17 protein-coding genes are annotated in these 17,439 nt (G+C 58.9%); 3 read left to right on the plus strand and 14 right to left on the minus strand.

What is annotated here, in order from left to right; all coding sequences use genetic code 11:
• Positions 1 to 7: 7 nt before the first annotated feature.
• From GOX21_RS13940 to GOX21_RS13990, 11 genes are all read right to left on the minus strand, one after another.
• Positions 8 to 1,108, minus strand: a complete 1,101-nt coding sequence (locus tag GOX21_RS13940; RefSeq protein WP_170350952.1) for an alpha-hydroxy acid oxidase — start codon at positions 1,106 to 1,108, stop codon at positions 8 to 10.
• On the minus strand, positions 1,108 to 1,662 hold the full coding sequence (gene comE, locus GOX21_RS13945) for a sulfopyruvate decarboxylase subunit beta (RefSeq protein WP_170350915.1): 555 nt from the start codon (positions 1,660 to 1,662) through the stop codon (positions 1,108 to 1,110). Before comE ends, GOX21_RS13940 begins: the two co-directional genes overlap by 1 nt.
• Positions 1,659 to 2,165 (minus strand): sulfopyruvate decarboxylase subunit alpha, encoded by a 507-nt coding sequence (gene comD, locus GOX21_RS13950; protein WP_170350914.1) that lies wholly within the window; start codon positions 2,163 to 2,165, stop codon positions 1,659 to 1,661. The genes comE and comD overlap by 4 nt, the downstream gene beginning before the upstream one ends.
• 48 nt (positions 2,166 to 2,213) lie before the next feature.
• Positions 2,214 to 2,624 carry a universal stress protein gene (locus tag GOX21_RS13955; protein WP_170350913.1) on the minus strand — a complete coding sequence of 137 codons (411 nt, stop codon included), beginning with the start codon at positions 2,622 to 2,624 and terminating at the stop codon, positions 2,214 to 2,216.
• Between the two features lie 23 nt (positions 2,625 to 2,647).
• Positions 2,648 to 3,628 (minus strand): alcohol dehydrogenase catalytic domain-containing protein, encoded by a 981-nt coding sequence (locus GOX21_RS13960; protein WP_170350912.1) that lies wholly within the window; start codon positions 3,626 to 3,628, stop codon positions 2,648 to 2,650.
• On the minus strand, positions 3,625 to 4,386 hold the full coding sequence (locus GOX21_RS13965) for an SDR family NAD(P)-dependent oxidoreductase (protein ID WP_170377977.1): 762 nt from the start codon (positions 4,384 to 4,386) through the stop codon (positions 3,625 to 3,627). Before GOX21_RS13965 ends, GOX21_RS13960 begins: the two co-directional genes overlap by 4 nt.
• Entirely contained in the window at positions 4,379 to 5,686 is a 1,308-nt protein-coding gene (hisD, locus tag GOX21_RS13970) for a histidinol dehydrogenase (protein WP_170350910.1), read from the minus strand. The genes GOX21_RS13965 and hisD overlap by 8 nt, the downstream gene beginning before the upstream one ends.
• Before the next feature lie 12 nt (positions 5,687 to 5,698).
• On the minus strand, positions 5,699 to 7,027 hold the full coding sequence (locus GOX21_RS13975) for a TRAP transporter large permease (RefSeq protein ID WP_058282850.1): 1,329 nt from the start codon (positions 7,025 to 7,027) through the stop codon (positions 5,699 to 5,701).
• A gap of 11 nt (positions 7,028 to 7,038) precedes the next feature.
• A complete protein-coding gene (locus GOX21_RS13980) occupies positions 7,039 to 7,551 on the minus strand; it encodes a TRAP transporter small permease (RefSeq protein WP_170350908.1) in 513 nt (170 codons plus the stop codon).
• 111 nt (positions 7,552 to 7,662) lie between these two features.
• Positions 7,663 to 8,808, minus strand: a complete 1,146-nt coding sequence (locus tag GOX21_RS13985) for a TRAP transporter substrate-binding protein (RefSeq protein ID WP_170350907.1) — start codon at positions 8,806 to 8,808, stop codon at positions 7,663 to 7,665.
• A gap of 24 nt (positions 8,809 to 8,832) precedes the next feature.
• A complete protein-coding gene (locus GOX21_RS13990) occupies positions 8,833 to 9,018 on the minus strand; it encodes a hypothetical protein (RefSeq protein WP_170350906.1) in 186 nt (61 codons plus the stop codon).
• Positions 9,019 to 9,156: 138 nt separating this feature from the next.
• On the opposite strand from GOX21_RS13990, the gene GOX21_RS13995 reads away from it, so the two are divergent.
• Positions 9,157 to 10,182 carry a LacI family DNA-binding transcriptional regulator gene (locus GOX21_RS13995; RefSeq protein ID WP_170378164.1) on the plus strand — a complete coding sequence of 342 codons (1,026 nt, stop codon included), beginning with the start codon at positions 9,157 to 9,159 and terminating at the stop codon, positions 10,180 to 10,182.
• Here the strand turns inward: GOX21_RS13995 and GOX21_RS14000 are convergent.
• Positions 10,179 to 11,150, minus strand: a complete 972-nt coding sequence (locus tag GOX21_RS14000) for a LysR family transcriptional regulator (RefSeq protein WP_170350904.1) — start codon at positions 11,148 to 11,150, stop codon at positions 10,179 to 10,181. The two genes, GOX21_RS13995 and GOX21_RS14000, sit on opposite strands and share 4 nt — an antisense overlap.
• Positions 11,151 to 11,240: 90 nt before the next feature.
• Complete coding sequence (locus GOX21_RS14005) at positions 11,241 to 13,676, minus strand: GcvT family protein (protein WP_170377980.1); 2,436 nt, start codon at positions 13,674 to 13,676, stop codon at positions 11,241 to 11,243.
• Positions 13,677 to 13,858: 182 nt separating this feature from the next.
• Here GOX21_RS14005 and GOX21_RS14010 point away from each other — a divergent pair, with 182 nt between their 5' ends.
• Entirely contained in the window at positions 13,859 to 15,379 is a 1,521-nt protein-coding gene (locus GOX21_RS14010; protein WP_170377982.1) for a trimethylamine methyltransferase family protein, read from the plus strand.
• 72 nt (positions 15,380 to 15,451) lie between these two features.
• A complete protein-coding gene (locus GOX21_RS14015; protein ID WP_170377984.1) occupies positions 15,452 to 16,423 on the plus strand; it encodes an agmatinase in 972 nt (323 codons plus the stop codon).
• Here the strand turns inward: GOX21_RS14015 and GOX21_RS14020 are convergent.
• A complete protein-coding gene (locus GOX21_RS14020; protein WP_170377986.1) occupies positions 16,420 to 17,400 on the minus strand; it encodes an arginase family protein in 981 nt (326 codons plus the stop codon). The two genes, GOX21_RS14015 and GOX21_RS14020, sit on opposite strands and share 4 nt — an antisense overlap.
• Positions 17,401 to 17,439 lie beyond the last annotated feature (39 nt).

Genomic DNA, 17,439 nt, shown 5'->3' on the forward strand with positions numbered 1-17,439 from the left:
CGAGCGGTCAATCCTTCAGTTCACCAACGGATGTCACTCCGATTTGGGCCATGGTAATGCTGAATTCTTCGCTCAACACATCCCAAAGCTGCTGCAGGCCCGCCTCGCCTGCGGCGGCCATGGCAAATTGCAGGATGCGGCCAAAGAACACATAATCCGCACCCGCGGATATGGCCTTTATGGCGTCCTCACCGGACTGCAACCCGCTGTCATAGAACAACGGGTATTCGTCGCCCACAGCGGAGCGTATCTCTCGCAGCGCTTCAATCGCTGCCGGGGCGCTGTCCAGCTGCCGCGCGCCATGGCTTGAGACCTGAAGGGCATCAGCGCCCGCTGCTTTCACGGCCAGCGCGTCCTCGGGGTCCAGCACCCCTTTGACGACCAGCTTGCCCTCCCATTGATCGCGCAGACGGGCCAGCGTCTCCCATGTTGCCTTTGCGCGGCTTTCGGTGCGGTCGAACTCGTAACCCTCAGTCAGAAAGTTCGCCATCTGAGGTTTACCTGCCATCAGGGTTGAAAGGGACCACTTCGGATGCAGGGCAAAGTCCACGAATTGGCGTGGGCCGATCCGAAAGGGCATCTTGAACCCATGGCGCAGCTCACGTGGGCGCCGCCCGACCTCGGGAACATCCACGGTCAGCACCAGCGTCTCGTAACCTGCAGCGCGGGCGCGATCGACCAGCTTGAACGTGCCCGAGCCGTCGCCGCTGAAATAAAGCTGGAACCAGGCGTTGCCTTCGGCTTCGACAACAATCTCCTCCATCGACGTCGAAGCGACCGTGGACACACCCAACGGCACGGAATACCGCGCGGCCAGACGGGCCAGCATCAGATCAGCCCCGGGTGCGGACAGGTTACACATGCCCATTGGCGCGATGCCGAAGGGGCGTTGTGTGGGCTGGCCGAAGACTTCGGTCGCCAGAGACCGTTCGCTGACGTCCCGCAACACCCGCGGGCGTATTGTCATAGCGTCCAGGGCGGCACGGTTGCGGGCCGCGCCGGTTCCAAGCCCCGCCGCGCCGTCAATGTAGTCGAATACCATCCACGGCAGACGCCGCCGCGAAATGCGGCGAGCGTCTTCTGCGCTGTGGATCGCGTTGCTTGGGATCAAGCCTGAACGGCCTTCATAAAGCGGTCACGGATGACTACCGGATCCATTGTGATGACAGGCATCTTGGCATTCCCGCTTTCGCATTTGCTGACAATGATGGTCATCTGTTTGGCATCCAGCGCCTCTTGCAGCACACGGCCTGTATCTTCGGCCTGGCATTCGATCACACGTTCGCACCCGGCGGCCTCGGCCATTTTCGCCAGAGATGTTTTTTGCCCCGCATAGGTCGGTTGATCCCCGGTTGAGCCATAAGAGCCATTGTCGACGATCAGCAGGATATAGTTATCGGCCACGTTGTTGGCGATGGTCGGCAGCGTGCCAAGATTGGTCAGGATCGAACCATCCCCGTCAATCACGATCACCGGCTTCGGCTGCGACAGCGACAGCCCAAGACCGATGGATGAGGCCAGCCCCATCGTGCCCAGCATATAGAAATTGGTCGGCTGATCATCGATTGCGTGCAGTTCCTGGCTGGGGATACCGATGTTGCAGACAACCAGTTGATCACGCAGGATCGGGGCGATTTCTTTCAGAATCTCAGAACGGATCATTGGTCGCCGTAGCCTCCCCAGAAATTGGCATCGGTCAGGATTGCGACCGGCTTGTTGCACATGAAGGTGTATTTCAGGATCGCATCCAGCTCCTCGACATCCGCCTGATGGTGAAAGTGGTAGGTCGGGATGTTCATCTGCGCCAACAGGGCCTTGGTATGCACCGCCATTTCCACCTGACAGGCAACGGGTTCGCGCAATTCTCCACGGTATGAGATCAGCATGGGCAGCGGCATGCGATAATACTGGATCAGCGTTGCCAGCGTGTTGATGGTCACACCAATCGCCGTGTTCTGCATGATGATGGCCGGACGCTTACCGCCCATCCACGCGCCTGCGCACAGGCCCATCCCTTCGTCTTCCTTGTTTGACGGGATGTGGAAAATCTCTTCCCGCGCGTCGATCTCCTCGATCACGCCAGCAAGCTGCTTACACGGGACGGTGGTCACAAACGAAATATCGTTCGCCACCAGATCGTCAGTGATCTTCTTGTCTATGTTCATTTCCGGTCTGTCAGTCCTGTTTGGGGCGCCCGGGGCGCGATTGATGGTTCAGATGCCACGATGCACATGCACCGCACATCCGGCATGACGGACGACGCGCGACGCGGTCGATCCCAGAAAATAGTCGCTGAGGCCCGGCTTGTGCGAACCGATGACGATGCAGTCAAAATTATTGCTGTTGGCGTAGTCAATGATGCTCCGGGCGGTGTGGCCCTTGACGATCTCGGGCTGGATGCCCTCAAGATCCTCAGTCTTTTCTTTCAATACTCTGGCAGCGGCCCGAAAGCCTTCCGCGACCATCTCTTTATCCAGATAGGCACTGACCGAACCCTGTGGCATCTCATAGACGTGCAGCGCGACGATCTCGCCACCCTCGGCGGTCAGCGCGCGGGCGACCTCTAGCGTGTGTTGCGAAATATCGTGATCCAACGCCATTGGAACCAGAATTTTCTTATACATGAATCCCTCCGTTTCTTCCGGGCCTATGCCCACGGCATGAGGATGATTTTCGGTGCCGCAACGACCCCATTGCGCAAGTCACGAAACGCCTCGGCGCCTTCAGACAGGGCCCGTTCTTCAACCCAATCCAAACCACCCAATCGGCCATCAAAAATGGCCTGCGCGGTTTGCCGGAAATCCTCGGCCGTATATGTATAGGTGCCGATAAAAGTGATTTCCTGCAAGGTCATGCGGCGTATATCCAGCCCTCCGGCGTCTTCGCCCAACCCGACATGGGCAATTACCCCGCCCGGCTGAACCATCGTTGAGGCCATGGACCTAGTGGCAGCAAAACCGACCGCGTCGATCACAAGGGGGAAGTCTTGCATCGTCTCTTTGACCACGTTGAACGCACCAGTGCTCTGCAAATATGCGCGCCGTCCGTCGCTGGGTTCGACGATAACCACATCATCAACATCCATCGCAGACAATGCCAGCGCTGCGGCCACACCGATGGCGCCGCCGCCAATCACCAACGCTTTGCGATCCATCGTGGGATGCAGCGCCTCAAGGCCCAGCCGGACCGCGTGCCAACTGACCGCCAGAGGCTCGGCCAGCGCAGCCATTGCAAAGCTCACATGTGCCGGTACTTCGACCAGATTGCTGGCGGGCATGGCGACATATTGGGCAAAGGCCCCTTCACGCGGTGGCATTGAAATGATCTGACGGTCGGCGCACAGGTTCTCGCGCCCCGACTTGCACGCGCTGCACTTGCTACAACTCACCAGCGGGTTGATGGTGACGCGCGCGCCATCGCGTGGGCCGCCTACAATCGTGCCTGCGGCCTCGTGCCCAAGGATCAAGGGTGCCGGGCGGCGTGCATCGTGGCCCAGATAGGCGTGCATGTCCGATCCGCAGATGCCAGCGGCCTCGATCCGGATAAGATGTTCGGCTTCCCGCGGCGCAGCATCCGGGACATCCCGAAAGGCCACTTGTTCTACACCTTCATAGACCAGAGCTTTCATTTCGCCGTAAACCCTCCGTCAACCATCAGAACCTGCCCGGTGACGTAATCCGAGGCTTTCGAGCACAAAAACAGGATCGGCCCGTCGATATCCTCAACCCGCCCGTTGCGCTGGGTACAAGTCTGAGCCGCGTTGCGAGCGGCACGTTCGGCATCATCGAACACGGCTTGGGTCAGTTCGGTCGGGAAGAACCCCGGCCCGATGGCGTTGGCGGTGATCCCGTGCGGCGACCAGGCCTCGGCCATGGCGCGGGTCAGTTGCCCGATCCCGGCCTTGGTTGCACCATAAGCAATGCCCCCCGGAAAAGCCCGTGTGGTTTGCAGCGAGGCGAAATTCACAATCCGTCCCCAGCCGCGTTTCTTCATGGCAGGCACCATCGCCTGGCTCAGGAAAAACGGCGCGCTCAGATTCAGCGCGAGCGTCGCATCCCAACCTTCAGCGCTGACATCATCCGCTGCTTCACGCGTGTTTACCCCGGCCGCGTGAATAACAATGTCCGGCGCCCCGAATTTCGAGCCTATCTGTTCCACCAACGCCCCTGTCACCGACCGGTCCGCCACATCGGCAACCACGGTTTCGGCACGCTCACCGATTTCGCGTTTCAAATCTGACAGCGCCTCGGCCCGGCGGGCCACGCCAACCACCTGAGCACCGGCAGCAGCCAGAACAACCGCCACCCGGCGACCAAGCCCCGAACTGGCCCCGGTCACGCAGGCCACCCGCCCCGTCAGATCAAAGAGAGATCGGGGGTCATCCATCTGAGGTCAGATCAAACTGTTCATCAGGAAAATACTTGGCCAGACGAACATCTGCCGCCCGGGCGTGCCCCTCCATCCCTTCCAGGCGGGAAATCCGGGCAGTTGCCACAGCAATGGGCTTTGAACCTTCGCGCGTGGCCCTCTGCCAGGTGACGATTTTCATGTACTTGTGAACACTCAGCCCGCCGGTATAGCTGGCGGCACCCGATGTCGGCAGCACATGGTTGGTTCCGGTCGCCTTGTCGCCGTAAGAAACCGTCGTTTCCTCACCCAGAAACAACGAGCCATAGCAGGTCAGCCGGTTCAACCACCAATCCAGATCTTCGGCCTGAACGGTCAAATGCTCGGGCGCGTATTCGTCAGAACAGGCCGCCATTTCTTCACGATCCGAACAAACGATCACTTCGGCATAGTCACGCCACGCGGCTGAGGCGTTTTCGCGGTTCAGTTCCGGCAAGTCTTCAATAAGCGTTGGCACCAACTCCATCACTTTTTCGGCCAGGGCACGATCATCGGTGACCAGCCAAACCGGCGAGTTGTAGCCGTGTTCAGCCTGAGAGACCAAATCGGTCGCAACCACATGCGCATCGGATGAACTGTCGGCAAGGATCAGGCTGTCAGTAGGCCCTGCGATCATGTCGATGCCGACCTTGCCGTAAAGGATACGTTTGGCTTCGGCGACAAACTGATTGCCAGGACCAACCAGGATATTGGCGCGCGGCAATCCGAACAGGCCATAGGTCATCGCGGCCACACCCTGCACGCCGCCCATGGCCAGAATGCTGTCGGCCCCGCAGATATGCGCCGCATAAACAATCGCCGGGGCAACCCCTGCGCCGGGACGCGGAGGGGAACAGGCCGTGATATGGCGGCACCCGGCAACCTTGGCCGTCGTGACCGTCATGATCGCGCTGGCGATATGGCTGTACCGGCCACCAGGCACATAGCATCCCGCCGCATCCACCGGGATCGCCTTTTGGCCAGCGACGAAACCCGGCACGATCTCCATCTGAACATCGGACACGGTTGCCTTTTGCGTTTCCGCAAAGCGGCGCACGTTATCATGGGCAAATCGGATGTCAGCCTTCAGTTTTTCCGGCACCAGCGCGATGGCGGCGTCAATCTCGTCCTGAGTCATTAGGACATTGCCATCGAATTTGTCGAACTTGGCGGCATATTCCATGGCCTTGGCGTCGCCACCTGCCTCGATATCGGCAAGGATGGTCTTGACCGTTTCATGCACTTCGGACGCATGAGATTCAGGGGTCAGCGTCGCCTTTTTCAGATAGTCACGAGGCATAGTCAGCAAGTCCTATTGGTAGATTTCAGGTAGCAAAGTGGTCGACACCGCCGGGACATACGCAATCAGCAGTACCACGATCAGCATCGTTAATACGAAAGGCACAGCACGCGCGGCAATCTTCAGAATGGACTCGCCTGTAATGCCAGATACGACAAACAGGTTCAGGCCCAGAGGCGGGGTAATGAAACCCACACCCAACGCAGTGATCATCATGATACAGAACTGAATTTCGTTCATGCCGATATTGTCCGCCAACGGCTTGAGGATGGGGGCAAGGATGACGATATTCGGTGTCGTTTCCATGACGCAGCCAGCGGCGATCAGGATGCCGATCATCAGCAGGATCAACAGATAGGGGTCATCGGTCAACGATGTGATCGAGGCCACGAAACCCTGCGGCACACCCATGATCGCCAGCGCCTCGGCTAAGGGGGCAGAGAAAGCGATGATGGGCAGGATAACGCCGTTCACCTTGGCGGAACTGACCAGCATTGAGGGGAAATCGGCCAGCGTCAGCGTACGCAGGATAAAGCCCATGATGATAGTGACAACAACGGCGGTGGCGCCGGCCTCGGTCGGAGTCAGACGCCCCGAGAAGATACCGTAAAAGATAATGCCTGGCACGATAAAGGCGTACCAGCCGGATTTCAGCGCTTTGCCTAGATTGGCCAGCCATTCGCCCATGGTCATCATGCCGCCGCCCTCATAGGCATAGAGGCGATTCATGATGATGTTGGTGACCAGAATCGACACCAGAATGGCCAGACCGGGGATCAACGCCGCCAAGAACAGGGTCGAGGCAGAAATACCCAGAACAAGGCCGATGATGATATAGGCGATGGACGGCGGGATCAGGATACCAGTACAGGCACCGGCGGCCACCAGCGCGCAGGCATAGGGGCGCGGATAACCACTTTCGACCAGCCGGTTGATGGTCATGCGGCCAACTGCGGCAGCCCCCGCCGCGTCAGAGCCGGAAATGGCCGCGAACATGCCGCAGACCAAAACGGTGGCGGATCCGAAACCGCCCTTGGCGAAACAGGTCAGCGCCTCGGCTACATCCAGAAACTTGCGCGATAGCCCAGTGCGCACCAGCACGTCGCCGGTCAGGATAAACAGCGGCACGGCGGTCAGCGCAAAAGCGTCGATGCCGGTGAACAGGCTTTCGCCAACAAGGCTGAGCGGCAGGTCGCCCGACATAATCAGCATGACAATCGCAGCCGTACCAATCGCGGCCCATACCGGAACCGCAAGCGCGATCAGGCCCACGAACATGATTACAGGCAGATAAAAATCCCAGCCCAGCTCAACGGTTTGATTGAGGGAATTCCAGAGCATCCTGTTTCTCCTCAGTCAAACAGCTTGTCGCCTTCGAAAACGGGCGTGCCGTCACGAAGCGATTTCAAATCACGCAGGAAGGATTGGATCAGACGCCAGATCATCAGCGCGAATCCGGTGGGCACCGCCATCAGGAACCACACCTTGGACACTCGCAGCCCGTCCGTCACCGAGCCGAACTTGGCCGAAACGTGGACCGCCTCGAACGACCAGTAAAGTGCAATGATCGCCACGACGAACATCACAAGGTCACCGAAGATATACAACAGCGCTTTGGGTCGTTGCGGCAAGTAATGCATGATTACGTCGATGCGGATATGGGCGCGTTCCCGGACCGCAGCCGCAGCCCCGATCCACGCAAGATAAATGAAGGAATAGCGAACGATTTCCTCACCCCAGATCGAGGAAAACGCGAAAATCTCTCGTCGCAGAACCTCGATGGCCATCGTAATCACCAGCATCACGTAGAACACCAGCAGCAGCCAGCGTTCGGCGTTGCGGTCTATGTTTTGAAGAACGGTCATCGTATCCCTCGACAAAAGAGCAGTCAGGCGTTGGCCTTCTGTTACGGGCCGGTTTCGGCCTGACTGCTAAGGATGATAGCGGGCACGTTGGCTGCGCCCGTCGGCTTGGTATTACGCGTCGTGGACGTAGTATTTGCCCTGCGTTCCGGCCGCTTCGACCAGCTTTTCAAAATTGTCCATTGATCCGGCCAACTCGGTCTTGAACGGATCCCATTCCGACCGCTGATAGCCACCGACATCTTTCCACTCGGCCAACTGATCATCTGTCAGCGACTGGAATTGCACACCGGCCTTGTTCAGTTCAGCCATGGCAAAGGCGCGGGCCGAGGGTACTTTGGACAGGTTCTGGTGGCTGGTCATTTCCGCCCCCCACATGATGCCTTCCTGCACATCCGCAGGCATCGAGTTGAACCATTCAAGGTTACAAGAATAGACCTGACTGTCTGGCACCGCCTGCGTGAAGGTCACGTTGCTGAGAATGTCTTTAAACCCAAAGACATAAAGCGCGCCGACCGACGGATCGAGCGCATCGGCCACGCCTTGTTTGATTGCCGAAGGTGTTTCACCCCAGGCCACCGGCGTCGGGTTCGCGCCAACCATCCGGTAGTATTGTTGCAGCATTTTTGAGCCCGGCACGCGGAACTTCACGCCGCTCATATCTGCTGGTGTGACAATGGGGTTCCCGCCCTGACGCACCGCAACGACACGCGGGTCGATCACCACATAGAACAGCGCCTTGAACCCGGCGGCCTCGACCTTGGGATGGACCTCATTCTTCCAAGTTTCGGAATGCACCAGATTGGTGAAACGCTGGTTCGAGCCGCACAGATACGGCATGTTAATCAGGTCAACGGTGGACGCGAAAGGCGCAAAGTTCGACAGCGAATGTTGCGCGGCCTGAATGGTGCCACCTTGCACTTTCTGCACTAGCGAACCGCCTGCACCCAACTGACCACCCGGCGCCAGTTTCACATAAACTTTGCCGTTGGTAGCATTCTGGATGTTTTCCTTCAGATCCAGCTGCATGATCGGATAGCTGCGCGACGCGCCCAGCACATAGGCCGTGGCGATCGTCATCACATGATCCGCAGCGTTTTCACGCTCTTTTTCCTCTTTTGCGGTTTGCGCTGCCGCTTCGGATGACCACAGCACGCCGCCTGCTCCGGCCACGAGTGCAGCAGTGAATGCACCGCTAGCGCTGAGCTTCAGGAAATTGCGGCGCTCTGCCGAGGCCAGTTCTTTTTTGTCGTTGTTCATTAATTGCCCTCCCAAGCAAAAAAGTCAGCCGTCGCTTTCTGCGTCGCGGTCAGCTTCCCTTTTCAGAATTGCGACAACGAACAGGATCGACGCCGCGAACAGGACCAACATCTCTCCTACGTCCCCAAGAAACGCGCTGCCCGCAAATGCCCCCATGGCAACGTTCGCAAAATAGATGACGAACACGATGATGGATGCGGTCAGAAACATTTCTCAGGACTCCCTTTGGAATCGGTCCGGCCTCATTTGTAAGCGCTTACATAAAAAATGCAAGCGCTTACATAACAGCTTTCCTTGCGACCCGGTTAAGTTTAGACTTATTGGCAAAAGTGAATGGCGGATTTGAAAATGTCGAAACTTGGATCGGCGCCAACATTGGATGATGTGGCCAAACTGGCTGGCGTTTCGACCGCAACCGTATCACGTTGCCTCAATAACCCAGATCAGGTGGTCAAGGCGACGCGCCAGCGCGTTCAGTCAGCTGTAGACGCGCTGGGTTACGTGCCAAACTTTGCTGCGCGCGTGATGGCAGCCAAGCGGTCCTCGACGATTGGTGCGATTATTCCGACGATGGAGAACGCCATCTTCGCCCGTGGCCTGCAGGCGTTTCAGGAAGAATTGCACCAGCACGGATATACGCTGCTGGTCTCAAGTTCGGCCTACAAACCGGAGATCGAGGAAGAGCAGATCCGAACGCTGGTCGCGCGTGGCGCGGACGGCTTGCTGTTGATCGGACATGACCGCAAACCGCAGATTTACGAAAACCTTGAGCGATGGAAAATTCCAACTTTGGTCGCTTGGTCATACCTGCCCGATGGGCAGCTTCCCTGTATCGGCTTTGACAACCGTGCGGCAATGGCCGAACTGGCAAACCGTGTGATCGGTTTGGGCCACAGAAGGATCGGCGTGATTTCAGGCATCAGCGCAGGCAATGATCGCGCCCGCCTGCGGATCGAAGGTGTACAGGATGCGGTCAGACAGAATGATCTGGCCTTGTCAGACCTGACTATCATCGAAACCCCTTATGAGATTGAAAACGGGGCCGCGGCTTTCTCGGGCTTGATGGCGCAGGATATGCCGCCCACCGCGATCCTGTGCGGCAACGATGTTTTGGCCGTGGGCGCCCTGCATCGGGCGCAGGAAATGGGATTGAGTGTGCCCGGGGATGTCTCCATCACCGGATTTGACGATATCGAGCTGGCCCGGATTGTCACGCCCCGCCTGACAACCGTACACGTCCCGCACCGGGAAATGGGCCGCAGGGCCGCATCAGAGCTGATCGGAATGCTTGAAAACCAGGCAGGTGGCAGCGGTAAGCGGCTGGACACACATATCGTAGAGGGCCAATCCCTCGGGCCGCCTGCTGACAGCTAGGCGGCTTCGGCCTCCATGGTGCGGAAATCGTCTTTTAGCCAGGCATGACTCGCACTCATGGGGTCGGTGAAATGCTGCCGTATCAGCGTCGCCATTACCTTTTGGATCAGTTTCGAGGTTGTTTCGGGATACACCTCGGTTGTGAACAGCGACACAGTGCGCACAAAGTTCCGCCCCGGAAACGGGATCGCCCTAAGACTGTCGTGGAACCTCTGAGCGCGATGGAAACAGGCGGCAGTCGTAATTGCCCAGCCGCTGCCCTCGGCAACCAGCCCGATGATCGAGTGATTGCATTCCAATTCGAACCGGTTGGGCAGGTTGTATTTGCTGCGGGTCAGCTGAATCTCGATCTGTTTGCCGATCATAAGGTCGCGTGAATAGCGCAGCAGAGGCAACTCTGCATCAGGCGTCAGCAGATCTTCGGGTGTACCCTGATATCCAATGGGCAGGATCACAATAAACGGATCGCGCATCAGCGGGTATTCGATCAGCCCTTCCGTCCGTTCCGAAGGCCGCGTGGCGACGCCAGCGTCCAGTTTATGCTCTTGCAGGTTGGCGATTATCTCGTGACTAGGGCGCGTATAATGGCGGAAACTGCATCGCGGCAGGGCCTGAGCCAGAAAGCGGAATAAATCCGGCGCGATCTGATTGTCGAAATCGTCGATTAGGGCCAGCCGCAGGTCTGTTGCATGCTGCCAGTTGCCGGATCGGATTTCAGCCTCGCCCCTTTTCAGCACGGTCAGCCCATCGCGAACATATCGCGCAAAAACCTCACCCGCAGGGGTCAGACCCATTGGGCGACGCCCGTGATCGACCAGATCGACACCCAGCGCGCCCTCAAGGCTACGCAGGTGGTTCGAGACGGTGCTGATCGACAGCCCCGTCTCGGATGCGACCTGTTGGATCGACCCTGATTTGGCCACCAGTCGGAAGACTTCCAGCCAACGAAGGCTCAGAGATTTCGACACCGCGAACACCCATTGTTTCGATTTCTTCGAAACGAACCCAAGCAAAGTTTTGCGCTGGCGGCAATGGTGAAGTTGACTGACGTGCTGGAATTACTCTCGCATCCGCTCGAATCCCGGATCGTAGGGTGACGGCGGTATGACCGTAGCGCGCACGCGATGACCGCAGGAATCCAGCTCCATTTCAGCCCCGATATCGGCCAGTTCGGGATCGACAAACCCATGTGCCAGATTGAGCCCGGTGCGGTGCCCCCAATCGCCCGAGGTAATTGTGCCCACAACACGCTCACCTTGCATTAATGACGCGCCGGGATGCGCAGGCTGTTGTGTTGCGTGGACCTGCAGAGCAACCAGTTTTTTGCGCGCGCCCTCTGCCTGCCGTTTCAGTAATGCGTCGCGCCCGATAAATTCACCCTTGTTCAGCTTCACAAAGCGATCCAGCCCCGTCTCAAACGGATCAAATTCGGTGATCAGATCGGCCTTCCAATGTAGAAAGCTCTTCTCCATGCGCATGGATTCCACTGCCCGCGCGCCGAACAGTTTCAACCCGTACGCGCCCCCGGCCTGACGCAATGCCAGATAGGCTGCATAAAGCGAGGCGTTGGGCACATGTATTTCATAAGCTAGCTCGCCCGAGAAACTGACACCCATTACCGTCGCCGGGGCGAACCCGACGAAACATTCTCGCACGCTGAGCCATGGGAAAGCCGCGGCGGACCAATCGCCACGTGCGCAGACGGACAGTACTTCGCGGGCTTTCGGGCCAGCAAGCACCAGAATGGTCTGATCGCTGGTCAGGTTGCGCAGTTGCACATCTTCACTGGCCCTAACATGCTGTGCCAGCCAATCCATGTCGTGAAATTCACTGGCGGCGGCCGAGCCATACCACAGACGGGCGGAACCCCGATCGCTGGCGGGCAGGTTGGCAACGGTCGCCTCGGCCTTGACCATGCCGTGATGGTTCAACAAATACCCCAGCCCCACCCGGCCCTCGCGCCGGGTGACGGTGCCGCAGAACATCCGGTCCAGAAAGGCATGCCGATCCGCACCCGTGATTTCGATCCGGTTGAAACCATTCACCTCGGCCAGCCCGACGCCGGTTTGCACATTTGCCACCTCAGCCGCGACCAGATCAAAGGTTTCGTCAAAATCGAAACTAAGCGTCGGAGAAAAGCTGGGGGAAGGCTTGATGTACTCCACCCTTTCCCACCCGTTGACCACGGTGAATTCCGCCCCTTCTGCCGCCAACACTGGCGTTAACGGCGTCGTCTTGGCCGGTCGTCCGGCAGGGCGGTGTTCATGGGGGAAGTGAAACCGGAATTCGTTCTGATAGTCTTCAATTGCTTTCAGCGCCGTGAGTTCCACATTCGCATGACCCGTGAACCGGCGCGGGTCCAGACACCACGTGTCATAACAGGCCTCTCCATGCACGATCTGCTGGGCCAGCAACCAGCCATGGCCACCGCCTTCGCCCAACCCCGCACGCAACCCGATGATACAGAACGCATTGCGTTTGCCGGGGATCGGCCCGACCAAAGGCGCGCCGTCAATCGTATAAGTAATCGGCCCGTTGACAATCGTGTGGACCCCGACCTCCATCAGTGCGGGCATTCGGGCAAACGCGCCTTCGAGCACGTCAGTCACCCGGTCCAGATCATCAGGGCACAAGGCGTTGACAAAGTTTGGGTCGATCCCGTCCATCCCCCAGGTCTTGCAATCCTGTTCGTAAAACCCCAGCAGCAGCCCGTTTTTTTCCTGTCGGCAGTAATAGTCGCTGATCGGGCAGCGCAGCAGAGGCATCCGGTGCCCCGCATCTCGGACGGCCGGGATTTCTTCGGTCAGGAAATACTGATGCTCCATCGACGCGACCGGATGGTGAACCCCCATCATCGCGCCAACCTCGTTAACCCTGTAGCCGCAGGCATTCACCACAACATCGCAGTCGATGTCGCCATGTTCGGTATGCACGGTCCAAGTGTCGTCGCTGTGTTGTGTCAAGGCCGTAACGGGGGTGTTGCGATAGACCTCGGCCCCGGCTTTGCGCGCCCTGCGCGCCAGCGCCTGACACAGCTGGGCCGGGTCGATGTCTCCATCCATGGGATCCCACAGCCCGCCAATCAGGTTCTCGGTCGAGATCAAAGGGTGGCGGCGGGCGCATTCCTCGGCGTCGATCACCTCGAATTCCACATCCATCCCGCGTGCCATCGATGCGAAATGGCGATAGCCATGCATCTGCGCCTGCGTGTTGGCCAGACGGATACCACCATCGCCATGATGATAGTTGATCGGATAATCCGGGTCCTCGGCCAGTTCCTTATACAACCGGATCGAATGAGATTTCAGACCAACCATTGTCTGGTTCATGCCGAAATTCGTAACCTGTGCCGCCGAATGCCATGTCGTGCCCGAGGTCAGTTCGTTCCGCTCGACCAAAACCACGTCCGTCCACCCTTCTTGCGTCAGGTGGTACAGCGTTGAACATCCGGCGATCCCGCCACCGATGACAACGACCTTGGTGCGCGACTTCATGGCTTTGCTCCCTCTTGTCTCCGACAAGTCTTGCGGAAAAAAGGGCTAAGCCGACAACAGAGGCATCGACTGTATTGAAAAATCGAAACTGCGATTGAGGATTTTGAAATTCGCAAATCCCCTTTGCCGTAGACTGGATTTGCCGATTAGGGTTTCCGAAAGACGCACAGGAAAGGAAAGGGATGTCCTCGGAAGGTGCCAAACGAAGCGGTCGGCGGGCCCGGCATGCGCAGCGCGCGGCCAAGCCTATAATCGATCCCTGCCCGCCCGGTCAAAAGGGCGGCGCGTTCAAGCCATTGACGCAGCCCGAGATCAAGCAAATCTACGACACCGCCCTACGCCTGCTGGAAACACTGGGCATGGGCGAGGTGCCGGACCGGCTGGCCGCTGATCTGCGGGCGGCTGGCGCGCAGCCGGGTGAACAGGGTCGGTTGGTGTTTCCACGTGGAATGGTAGAGCGCGTAATCCAGGGCGCCGCCAAAACATTCACCTTCCACGGTCGGGACGAAACCCGATCCATTCAGGTTGGCGGCGACCGCGTGTTCTTTGGCACCGGAGGGGCCGCCGTACAGACGCTGGACATGGACACCGGTCTGTACCGGCCTTCGACATTGGCTGATTTGCATGACTTCGCGCGGTTGCAGGACACGTTGGCCAATGTCAGCTGGTTCACTCGCTGTTGTGTGGCAACCGACCTGCCGGACGTGCGCGATCTGGACATCAACACAGTCTATGCACTGGTGCGCAATACGACCAAACCAGTGGCAACCTCATTCACGCTGGCCGAGAATGTCGCCCCGATTGTCGAGATGCTGGATATCGTGGCCGGGGGCCCGGGTGAATTCTCCAAGCGCCCCTTTTTGAAGGCCCATATCAGCCCAGTAATTTCCCCCTTACGGTACGGCGAAGATGCCGTGGACGTAGTCTATGAATGTATCGCACACAATATCCCCATGTCCTGCATCACCGCAGCGCAAGCCGGTGCAACAGCCCCTGCAACGCTCGCCGGATTTCTTGCACAATCACTGGCCGAAACGCTGGCCAGCCTGGTCATGGTCAACGCGATCCAGCCCGGCTTTCCGATGGTGTTTTCCAACTGGCCTTTCATCGTTGATCTGCGCACTGGCTCGTTTGCCGGGGGCAGCGGTGAAACCGCCATCCTGAACGCCGCTTCGGCGCAGATCACCAACTGGCTGGGTCTGCCCTCGGGTGTCGCGGCGTCGATGGCCGACGCAAAGGCCATCGATGCGCAATACGGCGCGGAAAAGGGGATCACATCGCTGGCCGCCGCACTGGCCGGGGGCAACCTGATCTATGAAAGCTCTGGCATGACTGCCTCGCTATTGGGTGTCAGTTTCGAGGCTTTTGTGTTGGATAACGAAATGCACTCGCACACCTACCGGGCGTTGCGTGGGATCGAAGTGACTGAGGAAAACCTGGGCTTCGACGCGATCTGCCATTCGGTTCTGGGAGACGGTCATTTTCTGGGCAGTTCGCATACGTACGCGGCGATGGAGCGGGATTACTTCTACCCGGATCTGGCCGATAGGAACGAGCCGCGCACGTGGCAGGAAGAAGGCGCACCAGACGCTTGGTCGGCGGCACGCGAAAAGGCCAAAGAGGTGTTGGCCACGCATCATCCGAAGTATCTGACCGACGCGCAGGATGCGGAAATCCGCAAACGCTTTCGCATTCTGATCTGAACGCGTCAGCCCATTTCCAACCGACAATTCTGCCGCTAGGCTCGCCCACAAGTTAAAGAGAATGGGGATCTCATGACCAATTCGTTTTTTCAGCCGGTCTCGGCGATGGAGCTTGCCCGATTTGCCGGCATTCCCACCTTCATGCGGCTGCCGAGCGTGACACTGGACCACGGCCGCATTGCCGAAGTTGAACTGGGTCTAGTTGGTATTCCTTGGGATGGCGGCACCACCAACCGCCCCGGCGCGCGGCACGGGCCACGGCAGTTGCGGGATTACTCGACAATGATCCGCGCGATGAACCCGGTGACCGGGGTCGCGCCGTTTTCGCTGGTCAATTGCGCCGATCTGGGCGACGTCGCACCAAACCCGGTGGACATCGGGGATACGCTGGAGCGGGTGACTGCGTTCTACTCGGATTTGCAGGAACGCGGCATTACCCCGCTGACCGCTGGAGGGGACCATCTGACCACCCTGCCCGTCCTGCGCGCGCTGGCCAAATCCGGCCCGCTTGGCCTGATCCAGTTCGACAGCCATACCGACCTGTTCGACACCTATTTCGGTGGTCACAAGTTCACCCACGGCACACCCTTCCGCCGCGCGGTCGAAGAAGGGCTGGTTGATCCGAAACGCTTTGTTCAGGTCGGCATTCGCGGTACCGCCTATAACACGGAAGACATCGAATGGGGCGAGGCGCAAGGCATCCGCATCATCCGCATCGAGGAGCTGTTTGATCGCGGTATCGACGATGTCATGACCGAAGTGCGCAGCATTGTCGGAACGGCGCCGACCTATTGCACCTATGACATCGACTTTGTCGACCCGACATATGCGCCCGGCACCGGCACGCCCGAAATCGGCGGACCGAACAGTTTTCAGGCGCAGCAGGTCATTCGCAAGATGGCTGGCGTCAATCTGGTTGGGGCCGATCTGGTCGAGGTCGCGCCGCCCTTCGATCCCGAAGGCGGCACAGCCTGGCTTGGTATTTCGCTGATGTTCGAACTGCTCTGCGTGCTGGCGCAGGCGGTGGATGCGCGGCGGTCTTAGGCCGCGCTGACGTTCTCAGCGATCATCGAGACCATCTCGAACATCACCGCTGCTGCTGTCAGGGCGGTGATGTTGTTGGGGCTGTCCTTGGTGGGCATCATGCAGACGACGTCGCCGCCCACAATGTTCAACCCGCGCGCGGCGTGCAGAATGCCGACGGCTTCGTCTATGTCGAAGCCCTTCTCACCGGGCTCCAGATTGGACACCGCAGGCGCAACTGTCGGGTCGAGGCAATCTAGATCGAAGGTGATATAGACCGGGCGATTACCCAGAACCTCTTTGGTCTGTGCCACCACATCCGCAAGCCCGCGCTGGCGGAATTCGCGCATGGTGACGATGTTATAGCCATAGTCGTATGAGGGTTGCAGCCAGTCCAGACTACGCGGATGGCCACGAAGACCGATCTGCATGGATCGTGTCGGGTCGACCTCCCCTTGATCGGCCAGATAAGCCCCCCAATGCGCCGCCGATTTCTTGGCACCCAGAAAGTGATCGACCTTGGTGAACACATCCGTGTGGGCGTCCAGATGCAGAAAGCTAATCGGCTCACCGCCCGCTAGCTTGCCCCGGCCCAGCGCTTGCACGATCCCGCCCGTAATGGAGTGATCGCCACCGACCGAAACAGGCCGCGCACCAGCCGCATCGATATCTTTGTAAAACTGCGTGATGCGCTCGATGCAGTCCTCGTTGTCATTGGCCCTGGGGAACGGCACGTCGCCCACATCGGCAATCCGCGCAGTGTTCCAGGGATCGATCCCAAACAGCGAATGAACACGGCGCTGCACGGCCGAGACATGGCGCAAGGCGCGCGGACCGAGATGCTGATCCCGCTCGGTCGTGCCATTGCCGGTGGAATGGGGCACGCCAGCCAGCGCGATATCCTGCCCTTCAGGCCCGACATTCGGGCAGCGGAACAGGGTGGGCACCCCCCACCAGTAAAGGTTTTCCATCATGGATTGTTCATAACGGTCTGTCATTGTTGTCCCCGGTAAAAGAAAAACGCCCCCGGCGGAAAC

The organism is Ruegeria atlantica, from assembly GCF_013032005.1.
GTDB lineage: Bacteria > Pseudomonadota > Alphaproteobacteria > Rhodobacterales > Rhodobacteraceae > Ruegeria > Ruegeria atlantica_A.

Bases quoted from the DNA above. Each gene is read 5' to 3' on its own strand.
- comE (WP_170350915.1), bottom strand. From the start codon at position 1,662: ATGATCCGTTCTGAGATTCTGAAAGAAATCGCCCCGATCCTGCGTGAT.
- GOX21_RS14010 (WP_170377982.1), top strand. From the start codon at position 13,859: ATGTCCTCGGAAGGTGCCAAACGAAGCGGTCGGCGGGCCCGGCATGCG.
- GOX21_RS13955 (WP_170350913.1), bottom strand. From the start codon at position 2,624: ATGTATAAGAAAATTCTGGTTCCAATGGCGTTGGATCACGATATTTCG.
- GOX21_RS13975 (WP_058282850.1), bottom strand. From the start codon at position 7,027: ATGCTCTGGAATTCCCTCAATCAAACCGTTGAGCTGGGCTGGGATTTT.
- GOX21_RS13960 (WP_170350912.1), bottom strand. From the start codon at position 3,628: ATGAAAGCTCTGGTCTATGAAGGTGTAGAACAAGTGGCCTTTCGGGAT.
- GOX21_RS13990 (WP_170350906.1), bottom strand. From the start codon at position 9,018: ATGTTTCTGACCGCATCCATCATCGTGTTCGTCATCTATTTTGCGAAC.
- hisD (WP_170350910.1), bottom strand. From the start codon at position 5,686: ATGCCTCGTGACTATCTGAAAAAGGCGACGCTGACCCCTGAATCTCAT.
- comD (WP_170350914.1), bottom strand. From the start codon at position 2,165: ATGAACATAGACAAGAAGATCACTGACGATCTGGTGGCGAACGATATT.
- GOX21_RS14005 (WP_170377980.1), bottom strand. From the start codon at position 13,676: ATGAAGTCGCGCACCAAGGTCGTTGTCATCGGTGGCGGGATCGCCGGA.
- GOX21_RS13965 (WP_170377977.1), bottom strand. From the start codon at position 4,386: ATGGATGACCCCCGATCTCTCTTTGATCTGACGGGGCGGGTGGCCTGC.
- GOX21_RS14015 (WP_170377984.1), top strand. From the start codon at position 15,452: ATGACCAATTCGTTTTTTCAGCCGGTCTCGGCGATGGAGCTTGCCCGA.
- GOX21_RS13980 (WP_170350908.1), bottom strand. From the start codon at position 7,551: ATGACCGTTCTTCAAAACATAGACCGCAACGCCGAACGCTGGCTGCTG.
- GOX21_RS14020 (WP_170377986.1), bottom strand. From the start codon at position 17,400: ATGACAGACCGTTATGAACAATCCATGATGGAAAACCTTTACTGGTGG.
- GOX21_RS13985 (WP_170350907.1), bottom strand. From the start codon at position 8,808: ATGAACAACGACAAAAAAGAACTGGCCTCGGCAGAGCGCCGCAATTTC.
- GOX21_RS13995 (WP_170378164.1), top strand. From the start codon at position 9,157: ATGTCGAAACTTGGATCGGCGCCAACATTGGATGATGTGGCCAAACTG.